Origin of the sequence: Bacillus pumilus (assembly GCF_038738535.1) — a bacterium.
Taxonomy (GTDB): domain Bacteria; phylum Bacillota; class Bacilli; order Bacillales; family Bacillaceae; genus Bacillus.
Window position 1 is genome coordinate 2,353,894 of the sequence record NZ_CP046128.1, and the last position, 20,493, is coordinate 2,374,386.

Here is a 20,493-nt window from a genome sequence, read left to right on the forward strand (position 1 = left end):
AATACAAGAAAAAATTTTCTCATAGGAGATGGATGGATTGGTTTATTTAGATTACGCAGCTTCTACACCTGTTTCAGAGGAAGCACTGCATGTTTTTCAGCAGCTAAGTCAAGATTGCTACGGGAATGCAAGCAGTCTTCATGATGCAGGTGGAAGAGCAAATGACATACTGACTTACAGCAGACAATCATTCGCTGCCATTCTTGAGGGCGAACCAGACGGCATCTACTTTACAAGCGGCGGAACAGAATCCAATCTTCTGGCGATTCAATCGATCGCAAATGGTCTGCCAGCACACAGGCAGCATGTCATCACAACTTCTGTAGAGCACCCTTCTGTTCATCACGCGGTTAGTAGCTTAGAGCGTCTTGGCGTGAAGGTCACAATCATTGAACCGAATCAAGATGGGATCATCACTCAGGACATTCTCAAAGAAGCATTATTGCCTGAAACAGGACTAGTATCTATTCAGCATGCTAATTCAGAAACAGGGATTATCCAGCCGCTCGCTGAATTAGCACCCCTTTTAAAAGAAAGGCACATTCTTTTTCATACAGATGCCGTGCAAACATTCGGAAAGATTCGTGTGTCCATCAAGGAGCTTGGGGTTGATGCCGTGTCCATCTCTAGCCATAAAGTGTATGCACCTAAAGGAGCTGGTGCTGTCTATATGAGCGCTCATGTTCCTTGGAAGCCTTTATATTCAGGTGCAGTTCAGGAAGGTGGCTTCCGCCTTGGAACAGTGAACGTTCCATGCATCGGTGCTTTTGCTGCTGCGAGTGAACAATTGATGCTTAAGCTGGATGAGCAGCAACGACAGAATGAGCAGCTTCGTGATTATTTTCTTCAGCAGCTGAAAATGAGACAGCTTCCTGTTCGTACACTTCAAAACAATGGCAATCGCCGCATGCTGCCTCATATTATTGGTTGTTTTTTTGAAGGGTTTGAAGGACAATATGTAATGTTAGCATGTAACCGGCATGGGGTTTGTATATCGACTGGAAGCGCATGTGCTTCTGGTTATCACCATCCTTCCCCGGCTGTGAAGGCATTGCACGTATCAGATCGTGATGCTCTTCAATTCATTCGAGTATCATTTGGATCGAAGTCATCAAAAGAGGACATCGATCAGCTTTTGCATACATTTGAACAATTGCAAAAGGAGAAGAAAGGAGCATAAGACGTGGAGCAAGAGAGGAAACTCATTGGCGAAGAGAGAAGAAACGCCATTTTAGAGTGGCTGAAAGAAACAGATTCACCGCTCACCGGAAGCTTTTTGGCTAAAAAGGCGGCTGTCTCTCGACAAGTCATTGTACAAGATATGTCACTATTGAAAGCAAAAAACGAACCCATTATTGCTACAAGTCAAGGCTATGTATATATGGCACCGCAGCATGCGCCAGAAAGAGAAATTGAACAAATCATCGCCTGCAAGCATAATCCTGTTCGTACAGAAGAGGAACTAACCTTGATTGTAGACTTTGGTGTGACGGTGAAAGATGTGATCATAGAGCACCCCGTTTACGGTGAACTAACGGCCTCTATTCGCGTCAGCACTCGCAAGCAAGTAGCTGATTTCGTCCATCACATTTCTAACACGGGCGCCTCCTACTTGTCAGAACTAACAGACGGCGTGCATTTACATACACTCACTTCTTACAGTCAAAAGCAGCTTGACCAAGCCATTCAAGCACTCGATGACGCTGGTTTTTTAATTAAAGACTAAAAAAAGTGTCCTGCAAGGGACACTATTTTTCATTCGTTAGTTCATATGTTTGGTAGCTGCCGAGCAGTTTGACCTCACAGCCAATCGCTTCTAATTCCTGAATCGCGCCAGGGACAAGGACATCATCCATTTCTTTTTCAATATCTATTATAAATAAATAGTGTCCAAGACCCGTTTTTGTCGGACGAGATTCAATTTTTGACAAGTTGAGATTCCGCCAAGAAAAAGCAGATAACACGCGATGCAATGCACCTGATTGGTCATCCTTTGGCAGACTGACGACAATGGTCGTTTTTGGCTTCGATGAGAACCCAGCATTCATTGGGAACGACGCCTTAGGATCTTTATGTAAAATAACAAAGCGTGTATGATTGTGCGGATAATCATGAATGTCTTTTTTTGCAATCGTTAAACCATATGTTTGCGCGGCAATTTCATTGGCAATGGCCCCAGCAGCCTCATCCGGATGCTCACTGATATATTTGGCTGCATAGCCTGTTGATTCTACCGGACGGTGCGGAATATCTGGGTACTGTTTTTTCAGAAATTGATGGCACTGGGCAATCGCGTGCGGATGTGATTGGATCACATCTAATGTCTCCCAGCTTTCCGCTCTTGATGGGTGGACAAGCAAATGCTGCCGAATCGGTGCTGTCATTTCACCAACAATGGACAGCGCTTCCTCATGAATTAAATAATCAATCGTTAAGTTCACAGATCCTTCGAGTGCATTTTCAAGTGGAACAACCGCCAAATCGACTTCGCCTTTTGACACAGCATCCATACATTGCGGAATCGTTGCATAGGCACGCTGCACTGCATCTGCTGGAAAGCAAGAGCATACGGCCAAATGAGTAAATGTTGCCTCTGGTCCAAAATAACCTACAGTTAATTGCTTCATCTGCTATGATCTCTCCTTTTACGCCCCAGAACCTAGAATTTCAACTTTTTCGACAAATTCAAGTTTTCTTAATTGATTCATGACTGTATTGATATCATCTGCCATACCAGCCGTGCTAATGGATAGGGTGACATTCGCTCTTCCCTGCAGCGGAATCGTTTGGTGAATGGATAACACATTACAGCCAGAGTCCGCCACAATTTGAAGCAGCCTTGACAGAGCCCCAGACCGATCCTCAAGGTGGAAAAACAATGTGATGATCTGCTCTTTCACCATCGTATAAAATGGAAAAACAGCATCTCTGTATTTATAAAAAGCACTGCGGCTTAAATCCGCTTGTTGAACAGCATCGGCAACTGAATCCGCTTTTTTGCGATCGAGAAGCTTTTTGACTTCAAGCGTTTTTCGCATCGCATCTGGAAGGACATCCTCTCTTACTAAATAGAACGTTTCTTCTTTCACCTGTTTTCTCCCCTTTTAAAAACGGGAGAGCCCATGGACTGGACCCTCCTTTTGATCAATCAATAAATTCAAATTCAAATTCAAGCAGACGAATGATGTCGCCGTCTTTTGCACCACGCTCACGCAAGGCATCATCGACACCCATTCCGCGCAGTTGTCTAGAGAATCGTTTCACGGACTCGTCTCTTGAGAAATCTGTCATCTTAAACAGTCGCTCAAGTGCTTTACCCGTTATGACAAACGTACCGTCAGGATCTCTTGTGATCTCAAATGGCGCGTCTCCCTCATCAAACCTGTACATCACGCGGTTATCAGACAGTTCCTCTTCATTATAGAGCGGGAATTCCGGTGTTGTTTCAAGCTGATTGGCGATTTCAAATAAAAGCTCACGAAGCCCTTCTCTTGTGATCGCACTAATTGGGAACACTTTATAGTCATCCGTTAATTTTTCTTTAAATGCCGCTAGATTGTCAGCTGCTTCTGGCATGTCCATTTTGTTCGCTACAATGATTTGTGGACGCTCAGTCAATCTCATATTGTATTGCTCAAGCTCTTCATTAATCGTCACATAATCTTCGTACGGGTCACGCCCTTCAAGTGCTGACATATCAATGACATGGACAATAACCCGTGTCCGCTCAATGTGGCGTAAAAATTGATGACCTAAGCCAACGCCTTCGTGCGCTCCTTCGATCAGTCCTGGCAGATCCGCCATGACGAAGCTTCGGTTATCATCTGTTTCGACAACTCCTAGGTTCGGCACAAGCGTTGTGAAATGATAATCCGCAATTTTCGGTTTCGCAGAAGAGACAATTGAAAGCAGTGTCGACTTCCCGACACTTGGGAAACCAACAAGTCCAACATCTGCAAGTACTTTTAGTTCTAAGATGACGTCACGTTCTTTTCCCGGCTCACCGTTTTCAGAAAGCTGCGGTGCAGGGTTTGCCGGTGTTGCGAAACGTGAATTTCCACGTCCGCCTCGTCCGCCTTTTGCAATGACTGCCCGCTGTCCATGCTCTGTTAAGTCAGCGAGTACTTGTTCCGTCTCTGCATCTGTCACGACCGTACCGGGCGGAACTTTGACAATCATTTCTTCCGCATTTCGGCCATGCTGGTTTTTACTCATTCCATGCTCGCCGCGATCCGCCTTAAAATGGCGCTTATAACGAAAGTCCATCAACGTTCTGAGTCCTTCGTCTACTTCAAATACAACATCTGCACCATTTCCGCCGTCGCCGCCAGCTGGTCCGCCTTTTGGCACATATTTTTCACGACGGAACGCCACCATACCGTTTCCGCCGTCACCGCCTTTAACATACACTTTAACCTGATCTACAAACATAACTTCCTCCGTTTCTCTGCATCACATATCTCGTTCTTGCCTCAAACAAAGCTCAATCATGGACTCATGACTTGTCACATGAAATTGAGCTACACTCATACATGGATAGTTTGCGTCATGAAACGCATTTAACGCATCCAAACTTGTTAATTTTCCTTTGAAATCAAAATATAAGACCACATCATTCTCTTCTTGATCTGTTTGGAACGTGACCGTTAAATGATTTTCAGTTTTTTGGCAAACTGATTGATCGAATATCGAAAACAACTCCTGTGATACCGTTAGCAGCTGCGATTCATATGCTGATAAGTCTCGGGTTTCACCAAGCACTTCATATTCTAGGGTGATAAAATGCGACTCCCAATTAAATGTTAGAAAGTAATAGGCCAATTGGGGAATTTTTAAATTTGAGAGTTTGGATTCATGCTGTGCTTCAATGACCATTTCTTCTATAATTTCAAACACCCGGTCATATTTTTCTAATGTCAAGTTGCCCTTGATCAGCTGCAATTTATTCATCCAGTCGTGTCTTGAACGACTGAGCAGATAGATCAATTCATTTGTTAATGCAACGTGAGTTAATTTTTCGTTTTGTTTACTTGGTATCTCTTCCATTATCGCACTCCCAATCGTTTGGTCTCTCTTTTAGGAGTCTTATCATCACTATGTCTCCCTGAATTATAACAGAGAAGACAGCATAGAAAAACACTAGTTATGTGAGGAAAGGTTGTTTTTTCTGATCTATAGGAGAAAATGAGGCAAAGTCAGCAAAAGTTCTTTGATATTTATGGAGTGCATCTTCTTTTATCATCTTCGATACTACGTGTAAAAAGTGAAAAAACTCCAGTCAATGACCGGAGTTTTTAGCAATTATTGTGCCGCAGGATATACGCTCACTTTTTTACGGTCACGACCGAAACGTTCGAATTTAACTGTTCCGTCGATTTTAGCGAAAAGAGTGTCGTCGCCTCCGCGTCCAACGTTTTCACCTGGATAGATTTTCGTTCCACGTTGACGATAAAGGATAGAACCACCAGTTACGAATTGACCATCAGCACGTTTAGCGCCTAAACGTTTAGACTCAGAGTCACGTCCGTTCTTTGTAGAACCTACCCCTTTTTTAGATGCGAAAAATTGAAGATCTAATCTAAGCATGAAGTTCACCTCCTATTTTTTTGTAGATATTCTCACATAATCGTGATAATCTCGTTCGATTGTCTCTAAGGAAACGACCATGCCTTCTAAAAGCAGCTGGGCTTTTTCAAAGGATACTGGATCTGTATCAGCTGGCAATTCAAAAGAGAAATAGCCGCCTTCTTCACCAATATCGAGCAGTGGATCCATTCCTGTCAGTGCAATAATTGAATTGACTGAGCCGAAAACAACAGCAGATACACCTGCACAAACGAGATCCTGACCTTTTTCAGCAAACTCGGCATGTCCAGTCATCTGAAAAGACGTAATGCTTTCATCTGCTGCCGACCGAGTAATGGTTGCTTTGATCATATCACTCACACGCCTTAAGCGTTGATTTTTTCGATAACAACTTTAGTGTAAGGTTGACGATGACCTTGTTTCTTGTGGTTGTTTTTCTTCGGTTTGTACTTGAACACAGTAATTTTCTTACCGCGACCTTGTTTTTCAACTTTAGCCGTTACTGTTGCTCCAGCAACTGAAGGGTTACCCACTTTGACAGTGTCTCCGCCGACAAACAATACGTTTTCGAAAGTTACTGTTTCACCTGCTTCAGCAGCTAGTTTTTCAACATAAACAGTTTGACCTTCTTCAACTTTTACTTGTTTACCACCAGTTTCGATAATTGCGTACATCTCTGCACCTCCTAATAAACTCAGACTCGCCGAATACAGGGGGCCTTAGGCTCTTTACACCTGCTTCGCGCGGTTGTAGCACGGGTGCTACATATCCATAACATTAAAAAATATATCAAATTAGAAGCAGAATGTCAACGTATTTTCATCACTAGTACGGCAAAAGGAGCTCTTCCATTGAGGAGTTGGTTCTTCGATCTGAAAAATACGCATGGAGCAGTTCATTTTCGTCAAGCTGGCTCATTTTCACGCCATCTCTTTCAATAATAATCGGATGCTTACAGCCTCTTTGGAATCGCGCCATTACTTCATATACTTTTTCCTCAGCGCTCGCTCTCAGCGGAATAAGCTTTTCTACCTTTTGCTCTTTTTTACCGTAATAGCGTTCTAGTAAAAAGCGGACCCTGACGTAATGCCGCTGCCGGTGTTCCATTACGAGTGAATAGGCTAAAAAAGTGAGCAGCACCCAGCCGTTGAATTGCAGCGGCGCAAACAAAAGCAACCCTGCAGTCAATAGAACGAAAAAGACAAGTGAGCCTTTTATGGCAAGGGTATGTGCACGTTGGAAAGGGTAATATGCTGATAAGAGCAAAAAGAATAATTTCCCGCCATCAAGCGGCCAAATAGGCAAAAGATTCACAAGAAAAATCGCCATATTATAAAAAGTGAACATCGTAAAAATGTCGTGCGAAATAAGAGAAGTTTCCATGAAAATCCATGCCATAAGCTGGAGCGGTACATGCTGGAGCGGCCCGCATAAAATGACCGCCAACTCTTCCTTTAGCGGACGGTTCCCATGCTCTTCTACTTCTACCGCTCCGCCAAATGGCAGTAAAAAAATCCGCCGAATGCGCCAATGATAATAGCAAGCAGCCGCTGCATGTCCAAGCTCATGGACAAAGACGATGATGAGCAGACAAAGCAGCGGCTTGATTTGACCAGAGAGAATCGCAAACGCCATCACAATCCACAGCAGCGGATGAATGTGAATTTTCGTCAGCATGACCAGCCATCTATTCAAAGGTCATCACCTGAATAGGATCGATAAACTGTTCATTTTGCTTAATGGCAAAGTAATATGTGCCCTTTCCTTGATCATCAAGTGAGATCTGGCCAATTTTCTCACCCTTATCGACAAAATCGTATAAGGCCACATCGGCTTCCTTTAATTGACCGTACCAGCTATAGCTGTTATCCGCATGCTGCACGACCACTGTAAGCCCTGTGTCACTTTTCTTTTTCACTTCTACTACATAGCCTTCCTTCATACTATCAATCGCTTCAGCCGATGTTTCGACTTTGACACCTGCTCCATTTTGCGTAAAGGATTCCTGCACTTTTCCAGAAGCAGGTACAGCCAGTTCTTGGTTCGCTTGTACATCTTTTTGGTCTGCCTTTTTGTCGGTTAAAAAGGCAAGGGGGTTTCCAACTGTTTTCTCAAACCAGTGATTGGCAGCAGCAAATTGAAAATCTTGCTCAAAGGTCTGCGTAATGATCGGCTTCAGCTGCTGAAACGGCCCTGCCTGACCTTTAAATGAAATGGCTGCAATCAACACAAGGGACGCAGATAATAAACATTTCAGCACAAAGGTATTGGGGTTAAATAACGGATGCCGATATTTCTTCGGCTGATGAGACGACGACTCAAAGGAAGACGACCCTGAATGCTTTTCTTCCTCTGTCAGCATGACCCATGGAGGGATATCTTCTTTTTTCTTGAAAGTCGTCTTCTTAGATGGAGCAGCTGGCTGCTTCGTTTTGCGGCGCTGCGCGATTTTCTTTCGGTACTCGTCCACTCTTTTCATGAGATCACCCTTTACATACAAACAGTTTGTACATTTTATGTGACGACCTCATCTGATATGCAACAAAAAGACCGATTCTCATCGAATCGGTCTCATCTTACTTGAATGCTTATGCTCTTACACCAAAAAATGCTTTCAGCTTCGCAAACATTCCTTTGTTTTCATCTTCAAATGATTGAAGCGGAACAGATTCGCCTAGTACACGGCGGGCGATATTACGATACGCAATCGATACTTTGTTTTTAGCATCCATGACAATCGGTTCACCATTGTTTGAAGCCTTAATCACGTCATCATCATCTGCGACAATGCCAAGAAGATCAATCGATAAGTGATGTACAACTTCATCCACATCCATTGAATCGCCACTTTTCGCCATGTGTGTACGAATACGGTTGACAATCAAACGAGGTGGTTCGATATCTTCTTGTTCTAACAAGCCGATGATACGGTCAGCATCTCTCACAGCTGAGATCTCAGGCGTCGTCACGACAATTGCCTTATCTGCACCTGATACAGCATTTTTAAAGCCTTGCTCAATTCCAGCAGGGCAATCAATGACGACATAATCAAAGTCTTGTTTCAATGATTGAATTAATTCTTTGATCTGCTCCGGCTCTACAGCCGTTTTATCGCTTGTTTGAGCAGCGGGTAAAAGATACAAAAGATCCTCGAAACGCTTATCTTTTACAAGCGCTTGGTGAATTTTACATCTTCCTTCTACTACATCGACTAGATCATAAATAATGCGGTTCTCAAGCCCCATCACGACATCTAGATTCCGAAGGCCAATATCGGTATCCACTAGACACACTTTTTTCCCTTGAATTGCTAGTGCTGTGCCTAAGTTTGCAGATGTTGTTGTTTTGCCAACGCCGCCTTTTCCTGAGGTAATCACAATAGCCTCGCCCAATTTCACATTCCTCCCTCAAGCCTTGTCAGATTAGGTCTTATATGAGCCAATTGCTGCAGGCGTTCAATGATCATGTTGCCATCTATATCTAAATAAGCACATTCCATTTCGTTTCCATCTTCTTTTTGATCTGGTGCACGGTTAAACACTTGTGCGATGCGAAGCTGTGTTGGAATCATACGAGATGCCGCAATGACAGCTTGTTTATTCCCATTACATCCAGCATGTGCCACGCCTTTTAAAGCGCCGAGCACAAAAATATTTCCCCCTGCACGAATCGTTCCGCCAGGATTGACATCTCCTATTAATAAGAGATCTCCTTCGACATACAGCACCTGTCCAGAGCGCACAATTTTGGCTACAGAGGTAATTTCGGCCTCTGCTTTTAATCGTCTCGCCTCTTCAGTTGACATGACGTCACTTTCAATGGAGTGAATGACGAGATGTTCATTTTCAGAGACCGCTTCAGTCAAACGCATTTCCTGATCCTCTGTTAAATACCGAAAACCAAGCTTAATATGCACATTAACCTTATGCCCTTCTCTACCATCTGTGTATTGCTCAAGTAAAAGAACCTCTCGCAAGCCAGAAAGAAGGTCATCAAACGAACAGTCATCATTTAACTGTAATGTTAATCCGTTTTTTGTACCTTTTATCGTCACATATTGCTGTTTTTGAGTTTTCAAGATGCTCACCTCAACAACATACTCATTTCGCCGTAATTGGACAAACTCCTGCTTTTATTCGTCGATCAGTCCTTGTTTCATATTGATGAAAAAGAGCCTAAGCGGCACAACAAGTATGAGAGACGCAGCAGTATTTAAAAGAATCGTTGGAATAAAGCGTTCGATGACATACGTATTAAACGGCATAATCCCTGATTGAATTGTCGCTTGAACGCCGTATACATAAAACTCCATCACGGAAACAGCAATAATCGACAGAAAGACGACCACTAGCATATTCGTTTGCAGAACTTTAAAGGCTTTCGCTAGCAAATAGCAGAGCGCTCCAAAGCCAAACATATGAACACCAAGTATGCCTGTATACGAAATATCATATAAAAGTCCAAAGATAAAACCGAAAATCACACCATATTTTTGATTCACAAAAGCAGTCATAAATACCAGTGCGAGTAAGATGAAATGAGGAGCTAAAATTTGATTGTCTGAAACAAATGGGAGCTTCACTAGATCGACAAAAATACTGTCAAATACGAAGATAAACAACATGACGAAAGCAAGAAGGACACGTCTCACGAGCCTTCCTCCTTCGTCAATTCAGATGCATCTGCCGTACTTGAGCTGCGATTCACCACAATCACGCGGTCTAAATTGTTGAGTTCGGCCGCTGGTTCTACATAAATAATTTTTGTCAGGCCGTAATGATCTGGTTCGATTTCACTCACCTTACCAATCGTCAAGCCTTGCGGGAATACGCCCCCTGCTCCAGATGTTTCAACAAGATCTCCTTTTTTGACATCTCCATCTGCATCAGATTTCAGAATATTCATTGTCAGCATTTTTTTCTTACTGTCATAACCGTTAATAATTCCGTTGAGTTCTTCTTTGCCCTTTTTCGCAAAAATTTTCGTTGAAATTCTATTATTTTGGTCCGTAGAGCTTAGCAACCTTACAGTTGAAGTAAAATTGTTGAGCTTATCACTTTCAATTTTCCCAATTAACGCACCACTCTCATTTGTGACCGCCATATCTTTGTCAACGCCTTGTTTTTTCCCTTTATCAATCATCACAAAGCTATCCCAAAGGGACGGGTTTCTCGCGATAACCGTTGATAGAATTGGCGTATAATCACGAATAGAGTTCACATATCCGAGCTGCTTGCGAAGCTTTTTGTTCTCATCTTCTAGCTCTTGAAGTTTCGCCTCATATTGAGTTTGTCCATCAAGTTTTTTTCGAAGACGCTCGTTTTCATCATATGTGTTCTTTAAATCTTGTACGTTCCCATAAATACCGGCAATAAATTGTGATGGTTTATGAAAGACACCTTGAAAAAAGCCTGTCGTATCCCCCACTAATTTTTCCGGCCATGAAGCACCTCTGCCGCTTTTCACTGAAAAACCAATCATGGCCACCAGTACGATGACACAGACAAGGAGCAACATTAATCTTTTATTCATAAAAAACTGCGGCATGTCTTACACCTCTTTATTTACGCCCGATTATCGATTATCTTTAGATTTTCCTTTGAACAAATGAATGTGCTCTAGTGCTTTTCCTGTACCGATTGCCACACAGTCAAGCGGGTCTTCAGCAATAATGACTGGCATCTTCGTTTCATCACTAATGACTTTGTCAAGATTACGCAGCAATGCACCGCCGCCTGTTAAAACGATTCCGCGGTCCATAATATCTGCTGCCAGCTCAGGCGGGGTTTTTTCAAGTGTCATTTTCACCGCATCGACAATTGTTTCCACCGTATCGCGAAGCGCTTTTGCAATCTCATCTGCCGTAATAGAGATCGTTTTTGGCAGACCTGTTAAAAGGTCACGGCCGCGAATATCCATCTCATCATGTACATCAGGCTGTGCAGAACCGATTTCCATTTTAATGGCTTCTGACGTACGATCACCGATCATCAGGTTATACGTTTTACGGATGTAGCTGCTGATCGCATCATCCATTTCATCTCCTGCCACGCGGATCGACTGTGAGGTCACAATGCCGCCAAGAGAAATAATAGCTACCTCTGTTGTACCGCCGCCAATGTCTACAACCATACTTCCTGTTGGCTCCCATACAGGCAGGTTAGCACCGATCGCCGCAGCAAATGGCTCTTCAATCGGGTATGCGTCACGTGCACCAGCTTGTCTTGTCGCATCAATGACTGCACGCTCTTCTACAGCTGTAATACCAGATGGTACACATACCATCACGTAAGGTTTACGAGCAAAAAGCCCTTTGCCTTTTAATGCTTGATTAATGTAATATTTCATCATTGTTGCTGTCGTCTCGTAATCTGCAATGACTCCGTCTTTCATCGGGCGTAGTGCCACAACATTACCAGGTGTACGGCCAATCATGTTTCTAGCGTCATTTCCGACCGCCACTATAGACTTCGTATCAGTTTCCAAAGCTACGACCGAAGGTTCTCTTACAACAATGCCTTTTCCTTTAATAAAAACAAGCGTATTCGCTGTTCCAAGATCTATTCCAAGGTCTTTTGTACCAATTCCAAACATATGTATGTATCTTCCTTTCTTAAACCAAAATTCCCTTTAGGGAAAAACTCATAAACTCTATTATATCGTAAAACATTGAAAAAAAAAGTGTTACAAATACCCTTTTTCCTTCAAACTCACAAATTTTTGATCACCTATGACAAGATGATCAAGCAGCTGTATTCCAATCAGCTTTCCACATTCAAAAAGTCGCTGTGTAACTTCAATATCTTCCCTGCTGGGCGTCGGATCTCCAGATGGATGGTTGTGCACACATATAAATGAAGCCGCCGAACGTTTAAAGGCCTCTTTGAAAATTTCACGCGGGTGAACGATCGATGAATTCAGGCTTCCAATAAACACGGTATGTTTATGAAGAACTTGATTTTTGGTATTGAGATAAAGACAAACGAAATTTTCCTGTGTCAAAAATCTCATATCTTCCATCACAAAGTTCGCTCCGTCTTCTGGTGTGCGGATCACATAGCGGTTATCCGTCGTTTGATGGTGTAATCTAGTGCCGAGTTCTAAAGCAGCTAAAAGAGAAATCGCCTTCGCCTTTCCAACTCCTCGGATCTTCGACATTTCTTCAATTGAGGCTTCTTTTACAGAGCGAAGACCGCCAAATGTTTGCAGAAGTCTTGCGGAAATTTGGAGAACTGATTCTTTTTTTGTGCCTGTTCTTAGAAGGATCGCAACAAGTTCATGATTTGACAAACTGCTGGGCCCGTATTTGATAAATCGTTCTCTCGGTTTTTCATCATGAGGGAAATGCTTTAGCAGCATAGGGAAATCGTTCAGGATGACCACTCCTTTTAGAATTCCTTCCTGTCTTCAAAAAGGGGTGATTCCAAAGGTTTCAAGCACTCTGACTGTTTTCGCAATAGGTAGACCAACAACGGAAAAATAATCACCATCTATTTTTTGAACAAACAGTGCGCCTTTCCCTTGAATGCCATAACTTCCCGCTTTATCAAGGGGCTCGCCCGTATTGATATAGCGATCTATTTCATTTTGAGTCAGCGTCCAAAATGTCACTTCTGTCTGTTCATAAAATGTTTCTTTTCTATTCTCTGACTGAACCGTGACACCCGTCAAGACTTGATGTGTCTTTCCTGATAATAATTGAAGCATGAAAGCCGCTTCTTTCTTATCTTTTGGTTTCCCAAGACATTTGCCGTCAATTGCAACAATTGTATCTGCACCAATGATCACAGCTTTAGGATTTAATCTTTGAATATCATTTGCTTTTTGTTCTGCCAACCATTGGACGTTCTCAGCAGGAGAAAGGTTTCGATTTATTTCTTCTTTTAAATGACTTGCTTGAATATCATAAGAAAACCCTGCTAGATCAAGCAATTCTTTTCTTCTAGGTGATTGAGATGCGAGAATCAATTGGTTCATGTTTGTTCATCCTTTCAGGGTTTAGCCTAAGAAGTAAGATACCCATTCATCCTAGCAAATGTACATCTTACCGACAATCTACGAAAATTCATTTTTTATGTACCTTCATCATTATGTTGGATGTAAAAGAAAAAAACTAGTCATTTTTTGACTAGTTTCGTTTCTAAAAAAATGATTTTACGTATTTAATTGATCAAGCAGTGCCTGCTGAGATTTCCAGCCGTTTTCAGCAGTTGGGTCATTTAATAGCTGCACAGCTTTTAGCAAACTGCTTTTAGCCGATGCGTCCGCTGTTTTGGCACTTTCAAGCTCAGAAATCAGCTGCGTGACTTCCTTTTGATCCACTTCATCGCCGGCAATCACTTTAGAGGATAATACAGATGCCTTTTCTATTAAACTAGTCAGCTCATCCGGTACTTGAAATGAGAGTTCCTTTCCTCCCCACGCCTCAAAGTGCTGATCGATCAGCTTCTTCCCTACAGCGCTTGTCATTCCCTGCTCTGTCGCAAGCCCAGCAATGACATAATATCCATCATCCATTGAGACCTTTTTCCCCGCATATCCTGCATCTTTTAAGTTTCCAACTAAGTCATCTGCTCCTTTTTCAGAGGAAAATTTCCCAGCCTGTACAACAAAGGTTGACAAACTGCCAGAGGCACTTTTTTCATCGTTGTTCTCTTTTGATTCATCCGTAGTATCTCCTTTCGGCGCATCCCCGCCGGCTTTCATCGATGATTGATTTCCAGATCCAGATGCTGAGACACTGATATCTCCACCTGATGGACTTGGTGTACCATCTTGACTTAAACTAAGCGCAAACACCCCAAGGCCTGTCCCAAGCACCACCGCAAACACAATCGTTGTCATCACTCTCTTGAAGGGGCCGCGGTTTTTACCAAACTTCTGATCAAAGGAGCCTTTTTTCTTTTGATAAGGCGTGACGACCTTTGGATCAGAATGATAAATATGATCAGCTGCATCATCCCACTGGAAATCTTCTTCTTGCGGTTTAGACGAATCTTCCTGAGAAGCCGCTGTCTCCTGTTCCGACTGCCTCTTTTCCTCCCAATTCGAAAACGTCACTTGATCTTCCTGCTGTTTTGGCGGCTGATGATCATCTTCATGCAGCATTTCTTCCTTGCCATTAATATTGACCTTGAGCCCTTGTTTTTTTGCCTGCCTCTTTTTCACTGTCATTCCCCGCTTTCTGACATGTTTGTAAGAAAGACCTTTCTGTCCAATGAATCAGCGCGAATTTAACCCGTCCTTCTTTCTGTTTCACACTTTAACATAGCAGTAAAAAAAAAGAACAAGACTTTTGTCGGCAGGGCAAAAAAGTGTTCGCCAATTTTTTCATCCCTTCGACTAGTCAAATAGAAACAAGACATGAGCCTCAAAGAGATACAGCCAAAAAGAAAAAGCGATCGCAGGAACAAAGGGGAATGGCTCGTCTAATTGAAAGGAAAAGACCTTCGCATAGACCATTCCAGCGATACATGAGAGAAAAAGCATGAGAAGGAACGGCTTGAAGCCAAAGCAAAACGCAAGCAAACTGAACAGCTTCATATCAGCTCCGCCCATGCTATTTGGCTTAAAATAATCTAGACTAGAAAACAAAAGAATGCAAAAAATCAGGGAAGCCGCTCCTTCCCAGTAGATAAGAAGCGGTTCCAGCGTGCGGTATATGACGAAAAGAGGGAAAAAGAAGAGAAACAGCTCGTTCGGCACCTTCATATAGAGAAGATCACTCACGACAGCAATCACGAATAAACTACAAAGAATCACAAGGAAAAGACCTTCAAACGAAAAACCAGCGATTCTATAAATGAACAAAAAAAGACCGCCTGACAGCAGCTCAACCATTGGATATAACCTAGACAACCGAGTGCCGCAATGTTTACAGGCCCCCCTCAAGAAAGCATACGAAACTATCGGGACCATCTCGTATAGAGAAAGCGGCTGTTTACAGGCTATGCAGTGAGAGCGAGGGAAGAGAATAGACCGCTTCACCGGCAGCCTTTCGCCAACGAGATGAAAGAACGAACCCATCGTGATGCCTGCAATAAACAGAAAAATCTCAATCATATATGGTGCTCCTTCCGGGAATAAGATAGACCGGATTTTACCATGACCCTATCCACTAAAGCATCTAGTGAAAATATGATTTTCCCCCTTTACTACATATAAAAAGAAAAAGACGCAGGAGGCATCAAAGCCATTTGCGTCTTTTCGTTACCCGATCATACGATTTCGTATATCTGAAATAAAATAAAGAGAGCCTGTCACAAGGATCACCGCTGAAGGATCATCACTCTTTTTCTGAATCCATTCAAGCGCTGCACGAGGGTCATCATCATATGATTTTGCCTCTAACTGACTGCACGCATAAAGTTTCTCAGCTGATTCAGCTCTTGGAAAGTCAAACGAAACAAAATGAATAGATGAACTAACAGCTTCAAGCTTTTGAATCATTTGCTTGTACGGCTTATCTTTTAAAGCACTAAAACAGACATGCACTTGTTTACTAGAAAAATGGGCTTGTACGGTTTCAATTAAACGGCCGATTCCTTCTTCATTATGAGCGCCGTCTAAATAAACTGGTGGATGATCTTTGACCTTTTCAAATCTTCCAGCCCACACTGCCTGCCGAATGCCTTCATACATCTGCTCTTCTGTCACGCTGATATAGCCTTCTTGCTCCAGCCATTCAATGAGTAGAACGGCAAGAGAAGCATTTTGCCGTTGATGCGTTCCGATCAACCCTGTTTCAAGCTGCGGATACTGCCTTTTTGATGTGTGTAACGTAAACCGTTCGCCTGTTTCAGTTGGCTGCTGATGACTGAAGGTACAAGTATCCTGTAATGAGATGCATTCCGCATTCTTTTCTTTTGCGATGTTTTGAATGACCGCAAGTGCTTCCGGTTGATGAACAGCAGTGATCATCGGGATACCCTCTTTGATAATGCCCGCTTTTTCAGATGCAATCTGTTCAAGTTTGTCACCTAAAATTGCCATATGATCATGACCAATTGACGTAATCGCTGTTAAAATAGGTACGGCAACATTTGTTGAATCAAGTCTTCCACCAAGCCCTGTCTCTAATAGGACAAAGTCTACTTGGTGCACATCGGCAAAATAAGCAAATGCACATGCGGTAATGATTTCAAATTCTGTTGCTGCTCCAAGCTCTGTTTGATCTAATTCATCAACAAAAGGCTTGACCTTATTCACCAAACTCAGCCATTCTTCATCCTGTATAGGCGCTCCGTTCACGCTGATTCGTTCATTGAACGTTAAAATAAACGGAGAGGTGAAGGTTCCGACCGAATAGCCTGCAGCCTGTAAAACGGAACGAGTAAACGCAATGGTTGAACCTTTTCCATTTGTACCTGCAACATGCACCGCTTTTATGCGTTGTTCCGGATGGCCTAGTCTGTTCATCAGCCACTTCATTCTTTCAAGACCTGGTTTTACACCAAAGGCAAGTCTACTGTGAATCCACTCAATGGCTTCATGATAGGTTGTAAACAATGTCATCTCTCATTTCATACGAAATTTTCAAAAAAGACGACTCCATTTTGTTAGGAGCCGTCTTTTCAACCTTATGCTTTCAGCTCTTCAATCCGCTTTTGAACAGCTTCGCGTTTTGCGACATAGTCACGTTCTTTCGCACGCTCTTCTTCTACGACACTTTCAGGTGCTTTTTTCATAAAGCCTTCGTTGCCAAGCTTTTTCTGGACGCGTTCTACTTCTTTTGTCAGCTTATCAAGCTCTTTTTGCAGACGAGCAATTTCCTCATCTAAGTTAATTAAGCCTTCAAGCGGCAGAATGAGCTCTGCTCCAGAAATAACAGCCGTCATCGCTTTATCACTAGCTGGGACATCTGTGCCAATTTCAAGTACACTTGGGTTCGTAAAGCGCTCAATATATGAACGATTCTTCTCTAAACGTTCTTGTACATCAGATGTGGATGCTTTGATGTAAAGTTCGACTTGTTTGCTCATTGGTGTGTTTACTTCACTGCGAATGTTACGAACAGAGCGAATGAGTTCAACAAGCAGTTTCATATCAGCAGAAGCTTGATCATTTGAAAGCTCCGGCTTCACCTCAGGCCAAGCTGCTACAGTAATGGACTCACCTTCATGCGGAAGATGCTGCCAGATTTCTTCTGTTAAGAACGGCATAAACGGATGAAGAAGTCTCATCGTTTGATCTAATACGTACGCAAGGATCGAACGAGTTGTTTTCTTCGCTGCTTCATCTTCACCATAAAGTGGAAGCTTCGCCATCTCAATGTACCAATCACAGAAATCATCCCAAATGAAGTTGTATAAATGTCTGCCCACTTCACCGAATTCATACTTGTCAGCTAGCTGTGTGACACTTTCAATCGTTTCATTTAAGCGGGTTAAAATCCATTGGTCAGCGACTGATTTTTCTCCAGTCAAATCAAGTTCATCATACGTTAAGCCATCCATGTTCATTAAAGCAAAACGCGATGCGTTCCAAATTTTGTTCGCAAAGTTCCAAGTAGATTCAACCTTTTCAAAGCTAAAGCGAAGATCCTGACCTGGTGAGCTTCCAGTCGCTAAGAAATATCTTAATGAATCAGCACCGTATTGATCAATGACCTCCATTGGATCAATTCCGTTGCCGAGCGACTTACTCATTTTACGTCCTTGTTCGTCACGGATCAGCCCATGAATCAGAACGTCTTTGAACGGTTTTTCCCCTGTAAATTCAAGGCCTTGGAAGATCATGCGAGAGACCCAGAAGAAAATGATGTCATAGCCTGTGACCAGCAGGTTTGTTGGATAGTAGCGCTTGAAGTCTTCACTGTCTGCATCCGGCCAGCCCATTGTAGAGAAAGGCCAAAGCGCTGAACTAAACCATGTATCAAGCACATCGTTATCCTGTTCCCAGTTCTCCAGATCTTCTGGCGCTTCCAGTCCAACATATACTTCTTTCGTTTCTTTATGATACCAAGCCGGAATGCGGTGTCCCCACCATAGCTGACGAGAAATACACCAGTCACGGATATTTTCCATCCAGTGTAAATACGTCTTTTCAAAGCGGTCTGGAACAAATTGAACTTGGTCGTCCCCATTTTGAAGGTTGATGGCTTCGTCTGCCAGCGGCTGCATTTTTACAAACCATTGAGTAGATAAATAAGGCTCAACGACAGCTCCGCTTCGCTCACTATGACCAACTGAATGCATGTGGTCCTCAATTTTGAACAAAATACCCTCTTCTTGTAAATCTTTCACAAGCTGTTTACGGCATTCGAAGCGGTCCATTCCTTTGTATTGCAATGCATTTGCATTCATTGTGCCATCTTCATTCATGACAAGAATACGCTCTAGCTCATGGCGGTTTCCAAGCTCAAAGTCATTCGGGTCATGGGCAGGTGTAATTTTCACAGCTCCTGAACCAAACTCCATATCGACATAGTCATCACCAACGATTGGAATCTCTCGGCCTGTAATTGGTAAGACCACTGTTTTTCCAATCAAATGCTGATAGCGTTCGTCATCAGGGTGCACGGCAACGGCTGTATCCCCAAGCATGGTTTCAGGTCTTGTCGTCGCAATTTCAATTGAACCCGTGCCATCTGAAAGCGGGTATCTCAAGTGATAAAACGCACCTTGAACATCTTTATAAATGACTTCAATATCAGAAAGTGCCGTTTTCGTCGCTGGATCCCAGTTAATGATGTACTCTCCGCGATAGATAAGTCCTTTTTCATACAATTGGACAAACACTTGGCGTACCGCTTTATTCAGACCTTCATCTAATGTAAAACGTTCACGTGAATAATCAAGACCAAGTCCCATTTTCGCCCACTGGCTGCGAATAAAGTCCGCATATTCTTCTTTCCATTTCCACGTTTCTTCCACAAATTTCTCCCGGCCAAGGTCATAACGGCTCACGCCTTCTTCGCGAAGCTTCGCCTCTACCTTTGCTTGAGTAGCAATACCAGCATGGTCCATTCCTGGAAGCCATAGAACGTCATAGCCCTGCATCCGTTTCATACGTGTCACGATGTCTTGAAGTGTAGAATCCCACGCATGCCCAAGGTGCAGTTTTCCTGTCACGTTTGGTGGAGGAATGACGACTGTATATGGATCTTTCGTTTTGTCATTTTGTGCTTCGAAGAATTTCCCTTCAAGCCAGTACGTATAGCGGTCTTTTTCAATCGCATTTGGATCGTACTTTGTTGGCATTTCTTGATTATTTGTTCCCATTTGTGTAACCTCCACATTTTTTCGGCTGATGAAACATAAAAAAAGCCTTTCCATCCTTATAAAAGGACGAAAAAGCTTTTTCGCGGTACCACCTTTTTTCATGGAACACATAGACGTGTCCCATACACTCTAAAGGATAACGGGGTTCTCCCGAATTTCTCTACTTGTTCATTCAAGAAATTAAGCTCACAGGCGACCTTCCAAACAAGTACATCCTAGGAAACCTTTCAGCTCATGGTCCCCCTCTCTTTAGGGTCTTGCTCGTACTCTTCCTGATCCACGCTTACGATATATCACGTTCATCAGCACATACTCATCTTTTATTTATATTACTAAATGCCTTTTGTTTTCGTCAATCATCTTTTCCGCTTTTCTTCTTCTTTATACAAATTGGGCAGGCACCCTTTGCCCTATTACCCATATGATAATAACAAAATGAAGAAGGAGGGCGTTTGCTTTGAAGAAAATCAATCCTTACACACTTCCCCCCTGGCTGAGACAAATTCGGGCAGTGGCCTCCCAAGTCGTTCTCCCGATTGCGATATTTCAAGGATTTCGTACGATCATTTTCCCCACGACATTTGACGTCCTCATCCTAGGTATTCTGATTTTTCTCGCCTGCGCCTTTCACCTTGATTGGTTTTAAACTCGCGCTTATGTAACGGCCAATATGAACACAAAATAA

23 protein-coding genes and 2 other annotated features are annotated in these 20,493 nt (G+C 42.9%); of the genes, 3 read left to right on the forward strand and 20 right to left on the reverse strand.

The window, feature by feature from the left end; genetic code table 11:
- Positions 1–37 precede the first annotated feature (37 nt).
- Together GKC25_RS11960 and GKC25_RS11965 are read left to right on the forward strand one after the other, a co-directional pair.
- Entirely contained in the window at positions 38–1,180 is a 1,143-nt protein-coding gene (locus GKC25_RS11960; protein WP_170938408.1) for an IscS subfamily cysteine desulfurase, read from the forward strand.
- Between the two features lie 3 nt (positions 1,181–1,183).
- A complete protein-coding gene (locus GKC25_RS11965) occupies positions 1,184–1,726 on the forward strand; it encodes a transcription repressor NadR (RefSeq protein WP_307500008.1) in 543 nt (180 codons plus the stop codon).
- Between the two features lie 22 nt (positions 1,727–1,748).
- Here GKC25_RS11965 and pheA read toward each other — a convergent pair whose 3' ends face one another.
- The 20 genes from pheA to GKC25_RS12065 form a co-directional block, all read right to left on the reverse strand.
- Positions 1,749–2,627, reverse strand: coding sequence for a prephenate dehydratase (gene pheA, locus GKC25_RS11970; protein WP_034661622.1), 879 nt, complete (start codon positions 2,625–2,627; stop codon positions 1,749–1,751).
- 18 nt (positions 2,628–2,645) lie between these two features.
- The gene (locus GKC25_RS11975) at positions 2,646–3,089 is read right to left on the reverse strand and encodes an ACT domain-containing protein (protein ID WP_003216269.1); all 444 of its coding nucleotides are present in this window, start codon (positions 3,087–3,089) and stop codon (positions 2,646–2,648) included.
- A gap of 55 nt (positions 3,090–3,144) precedes the next feature.
- Entirely contained in the window at positions 3,145–4,431 is a 1,287-nt protein-coding gene (gene obgE, locus GKC25_RS11980; RefSeq protein ID WP_034661626.1) for a GTPase ObgE, read from the reverse strand.
- A 21-nt stretch (positions 4,432–4,452) separates the two neighbouring features.
- Complete coding sequence (locus GKC25_RS11985; RefSeq protein ID WP_034661629.1) at positions 4,453–5,046, reverse strand: sporulation initiation phosphotransferase B; 594 nt, start codon at positions 5,044–5,046, stop codon at positions 4,453–4,455.
- 255 nt (positions 5,047–5,301) lie between these two features.
- Complete coding sequence (gene rpmA, locus GKC25_RS11990) at positions 5,302–5,586, reverse strand: 50S ribosomal protein L27 (protein ID WP_003216586.1); 285 nt, start codon at positions 5,584–5,586, stop codon at positions 5,302–5,304.
- A gap of 12 nt (positions 5,587–5,598) precedes the next feature.
- Entirely contained in the window at positions 5,599–5,937 is a 339-nt protein-coding gene (locus GKC25_RS11995; RefSeq protein WP_034661634.1) for a ribosomal-processing cysteine protease Prp, read from the reverse strand.
- Positions 5,938–5,951: 14 nt separating this feature from the next.
- A complete protein-coding gene (gene rplU, locus GKC25_RS12000; protein ID WP_003216781.1) occupies positions 5,952–6,260 on the reverse strand; it encodes a 50S ribosomal protein L21 in 309 nt (102 codons plus the stop codon).
- 12 nt (positions 6,261–6,272) lie between these two features.
- Positions 6,273–6,345 (reverse strand) — a sequence feature (ribosomal protein L21 leader region).
- 66 nt (positions 6,346–6,411) lie between these two features.
- On the reverse strand, positions 6,412–7,281 hold the full coding sequence (locus GKC25_RS12005; protein WP_034661637.1) for a M50 family metallopeptidase: 870 nt from the start codon (positions 7,279–7,281) through the stop codon (positions 6,412–6,414).
- Positions 7,274–8,065 carry a M23 family metallopeptidase gene (locus GKC25_RS12010; RefSeq protein WP_342689805.1) on the reverse strand — a complete coding sequence of 264 codons (792 nt, stop codon included), beginning with the start codon at positions 8,063–8,065 and terminating at the stop codon, positions 7,274–7,276. The genes GKC25_RS12005 and GKC25_RS12010 overlap by 8 nt, the downstream gene beginning before the upstream one ends.
- 109 nt (positions 8,066–8,174) lie before the next feature.
- Positions 8,175–8,978: a septum site-determining protein MinD gene (gene minD / locus GKC25_RS12015; protein WP_003216504.1), complete on the reverse strand. Its 804-nt coding sequence runs from the start codon at positions 8,976–8,978 to the stop codon at positions 8,175–8,177.
- Positions 8,979–8,980: 2 nt separating this feature from the next.
- Positions 8,981–9,664, reverse strand: coding sequence for a septum site-determining protein MinC (minC, locus tag GKC25_RS12020; RefSeq protein ID WP_034661644.1), 684 nt, complete (start codon positions 9,662–9,664; stop codon positions 8,981–8,983).
- 54 nt (positions 9,665–9,718) lie between these two features.
- Positions 9,719–10,237: a rod shape-determining protein MreD gene (gene mreD / locus GKC25_RS12025; protein ID WP_106042555.1), complete on the reverse strand. Its 519-nt coding sequence runs from the start codon at positions 10,235–10,237 to the stop codon at positions 9,719–9,721.
- Complete coding sequence (mreC, locus tag GKC25_RS12030) at positions 10,234–11,133, reverse strand: rod shape-determining protein MreC (protein WP_003216396.1); 900 nt, start codon at positions 11,131–11,133, stop codon at positions 10,234–10,236. Before mreC ends, mreD begins: the two co-directional genes overlap by 4 nt.
- Positions 11,134–11,160: 27 nt before the next feature.
- Complete coding sequence (locus GKC25_RS12035; RefSeq protein ID WP_012010766.1) at positions 11,161–12,180, reverse strand: rod shape-determining protein; 1,020 nt, start codon at positions 12,178–12,180, stop codon at positions 11,161–11,163.
- Between the two features lie 90 nt (positions 12,181–12,270).
- A complete protein-coding gene (gene radC / locus GKC25_RS12040) occupies positions 12,271–12,945 on the reverse strand; it encodes a RadC family protein (protein ID WP_034662037.1) in 675 nt (224 codons plus the stop codon).
- Positions 12,946–12,993: 48 nt separating this feature from the next.
- A complete protein-coding gene (locus tag GKC25_RS12045; protein WP_034661651.1) occupies positions 12,994–13,563 on the reverse strand; it encodes a Maf family protein in 570 nt (189 codons plus the stop codon).
- A gap of 177 nt (positions 13,564–13,740) precedes the next feature.
- Complete coding sequence (locus tag GKC25_RS12050; protein WP_342689806.1) at positions 13,741–14,760, reverse strand: SPOR domain-containing protein; 1,020 nt, start codon at positions 14,758–14,760, stop codon at positions 13,741–13,743.
- Positions 14,761–14,928: 168 nt separating this feature from the next.
- Positions 14,929–15,648, reverse strand: coding sequence for a prepilin peptidase (locus tag GKC25_RS12055; RefSeq protein WP_342689807.1), 720 nt, complete (start codon positions 15,646–15,648; stop codon positions 14,929–14,931).
- A gap of 147 nt (positions 15,649–15,795) precedes the next feature.
- Positions 15,796–17,100: a folylpolyglutamate synthase/dihydrofolate synthase family protein gene (locus GKC25_RS12060; protein ID WP_342689808.1), complete on the reverse strand. Its 1,305-nt coding sequence runs from the start codon at positions 17,098–17,100 to the stop codon at positions 15,796–15,798.
- 65 nt (positions 17,101–17,165) lie between these two features.
- Positions 17,166–19,808, reverse strand: coding sequence for a valine--tRNA ligase (locus GKC25_RS12065; protein WP_106039617.1), 2,643 nt, complete (start codon positions 19,806–19,808; stop codon positions 17,166–17,168).
- Between the two features lie 59 nt (positions 19,809–19,867).
- Positions 19,868–20,097 (reverse strand) — a binding site (T-box leader).
- Between the two features lie 168 nt (positions 20,098–20,265).
- Between GKC25_RS12065 and GKC25_RS12070 the strand changes: the two genes are divergently transcribed.
- Positions 20,266–20,454, forward strand: a complete 189-nt coding sequence (locus tag GKC25_RS12070; protein WP_003216497.1) for a hypothetical protein — start codon at positions 20,266–20,268, stop codon at positions 20,452–20,454.
- Positions 20,455–20,493 lie beyond the last annotated feature (39 nt).

What these genes read in the sequence shown, in the direction of transcription:
- pheA (WP_034661622.1), bottom strand. Translation starts at nt 2,627, where the DNA reads ATGAAGCAATTAACTGTAGGTTATTTTGGACCAGAGGCAACATTTACT.
- obgE (WP_034661626.1), bottom strand. Translation starts at nt 4,431, where the DNA reads ATGTTTGTAGATCAGGTTAAAGTGTATGTTAAAGGCGGTGACGGCGGA.
- GKC25_RS11985 (WP_034661629.1), bottom strand. Translation starts at nt 5,046, where the DNA reads ATGGAAGAGATACCAAGTAAACAAAACGAAAAATTAACTCACGTTGCA.
- rpmA (WP_003216586.1), bottom strand. Translation starts at nt 5,586, where the DNA reads ATGCTTAGATTAGATCTTCAATTTTTCGCATCTAAAAAAGGGGTAGGT.
- GKC25_RS11995 (WP_034661634.1), bottom strand. Translation starts at nt 5,937, where the DNA reads ATGATCAAAGCAACCATTACTCGGTCGGCAGCAGATGAAAGCATTACG.
- rplU (WP_003216781.1), bottom strand. Translation starts at nt 6,260, where the DNA reads ATGTACGCAATTATCGAAACTGGTGGTAAACAAGTAAAAGTTGAAGAA.
- GKC25_RS12010 (WP_342689805.1), bottom strand. Translation starts at nt 8,065, where the DNA reads ATGAAAAGAGTGGACGAGTACCGAAAGAAAATCGCGCAGCGCCGCAAA.
- mreC (WP_003216396.1), bottom strand. Translation starts at nt 11,133, where the DNA reads ATGCCGCAGTTTTTTATGAATAAAAGATTAATGTTGCTCCTTGTCTGT.
- GKC25_RS12035 (WP_012010766.1), bottom strand. Translation starts at nt 12,180, where the DNA reads ATGTTTGGAATTGGTACAAAAGACCTTGGAATAGATCTTGGAACAGCG.
- radC (WP_034662037.1), bottom strand. Translation starts at nt 12,945, where the DNA reads ATGCTGCTAAAGCATTTCCCTCATGATGAAAAACCGAGAGAACGATTT.
- GKC25_RS12045 (WP_034661651.1), bottom strand. Translation starts at nt 13,563, where the DNA reads ATGAACCAATTGATTCTCGCATCTCAATCACCTAGAAGAAAAGAATTG.
- GKC25_RS12050 (WP_342689806.1), bottom strand. Translation starts at nt 14,760, where the DNA reads ATGACAGTGAAAAAGAGGCAGGCAAAAAAACAAGGGCTCAAGGTCAAT.
- GKC25_RS12055 (WP_342689807.1), bottom strand. Translation starts at nt 15,648, where the DNA reads ATGATTGAGATTTTTCTGTTTATTGCAGGCATCACGATGGGTTCGTTC.
- GKC25_RS12060 (WP_342689808.1), bottom strand. Translation starts at nt 17,100, where the DNA reads ATGACATTGTTTACAACCTATCATGAAGCCATTGAGTGGATTCACAGT.
- GKC25_RS12065 (WP_106039617.1), bottom strand. Translation starts at nt 19,808, where the DNA reads ATGGGAACAAATAATCAAGAAATGCCAACAAAGTACGATCCAAATGCG.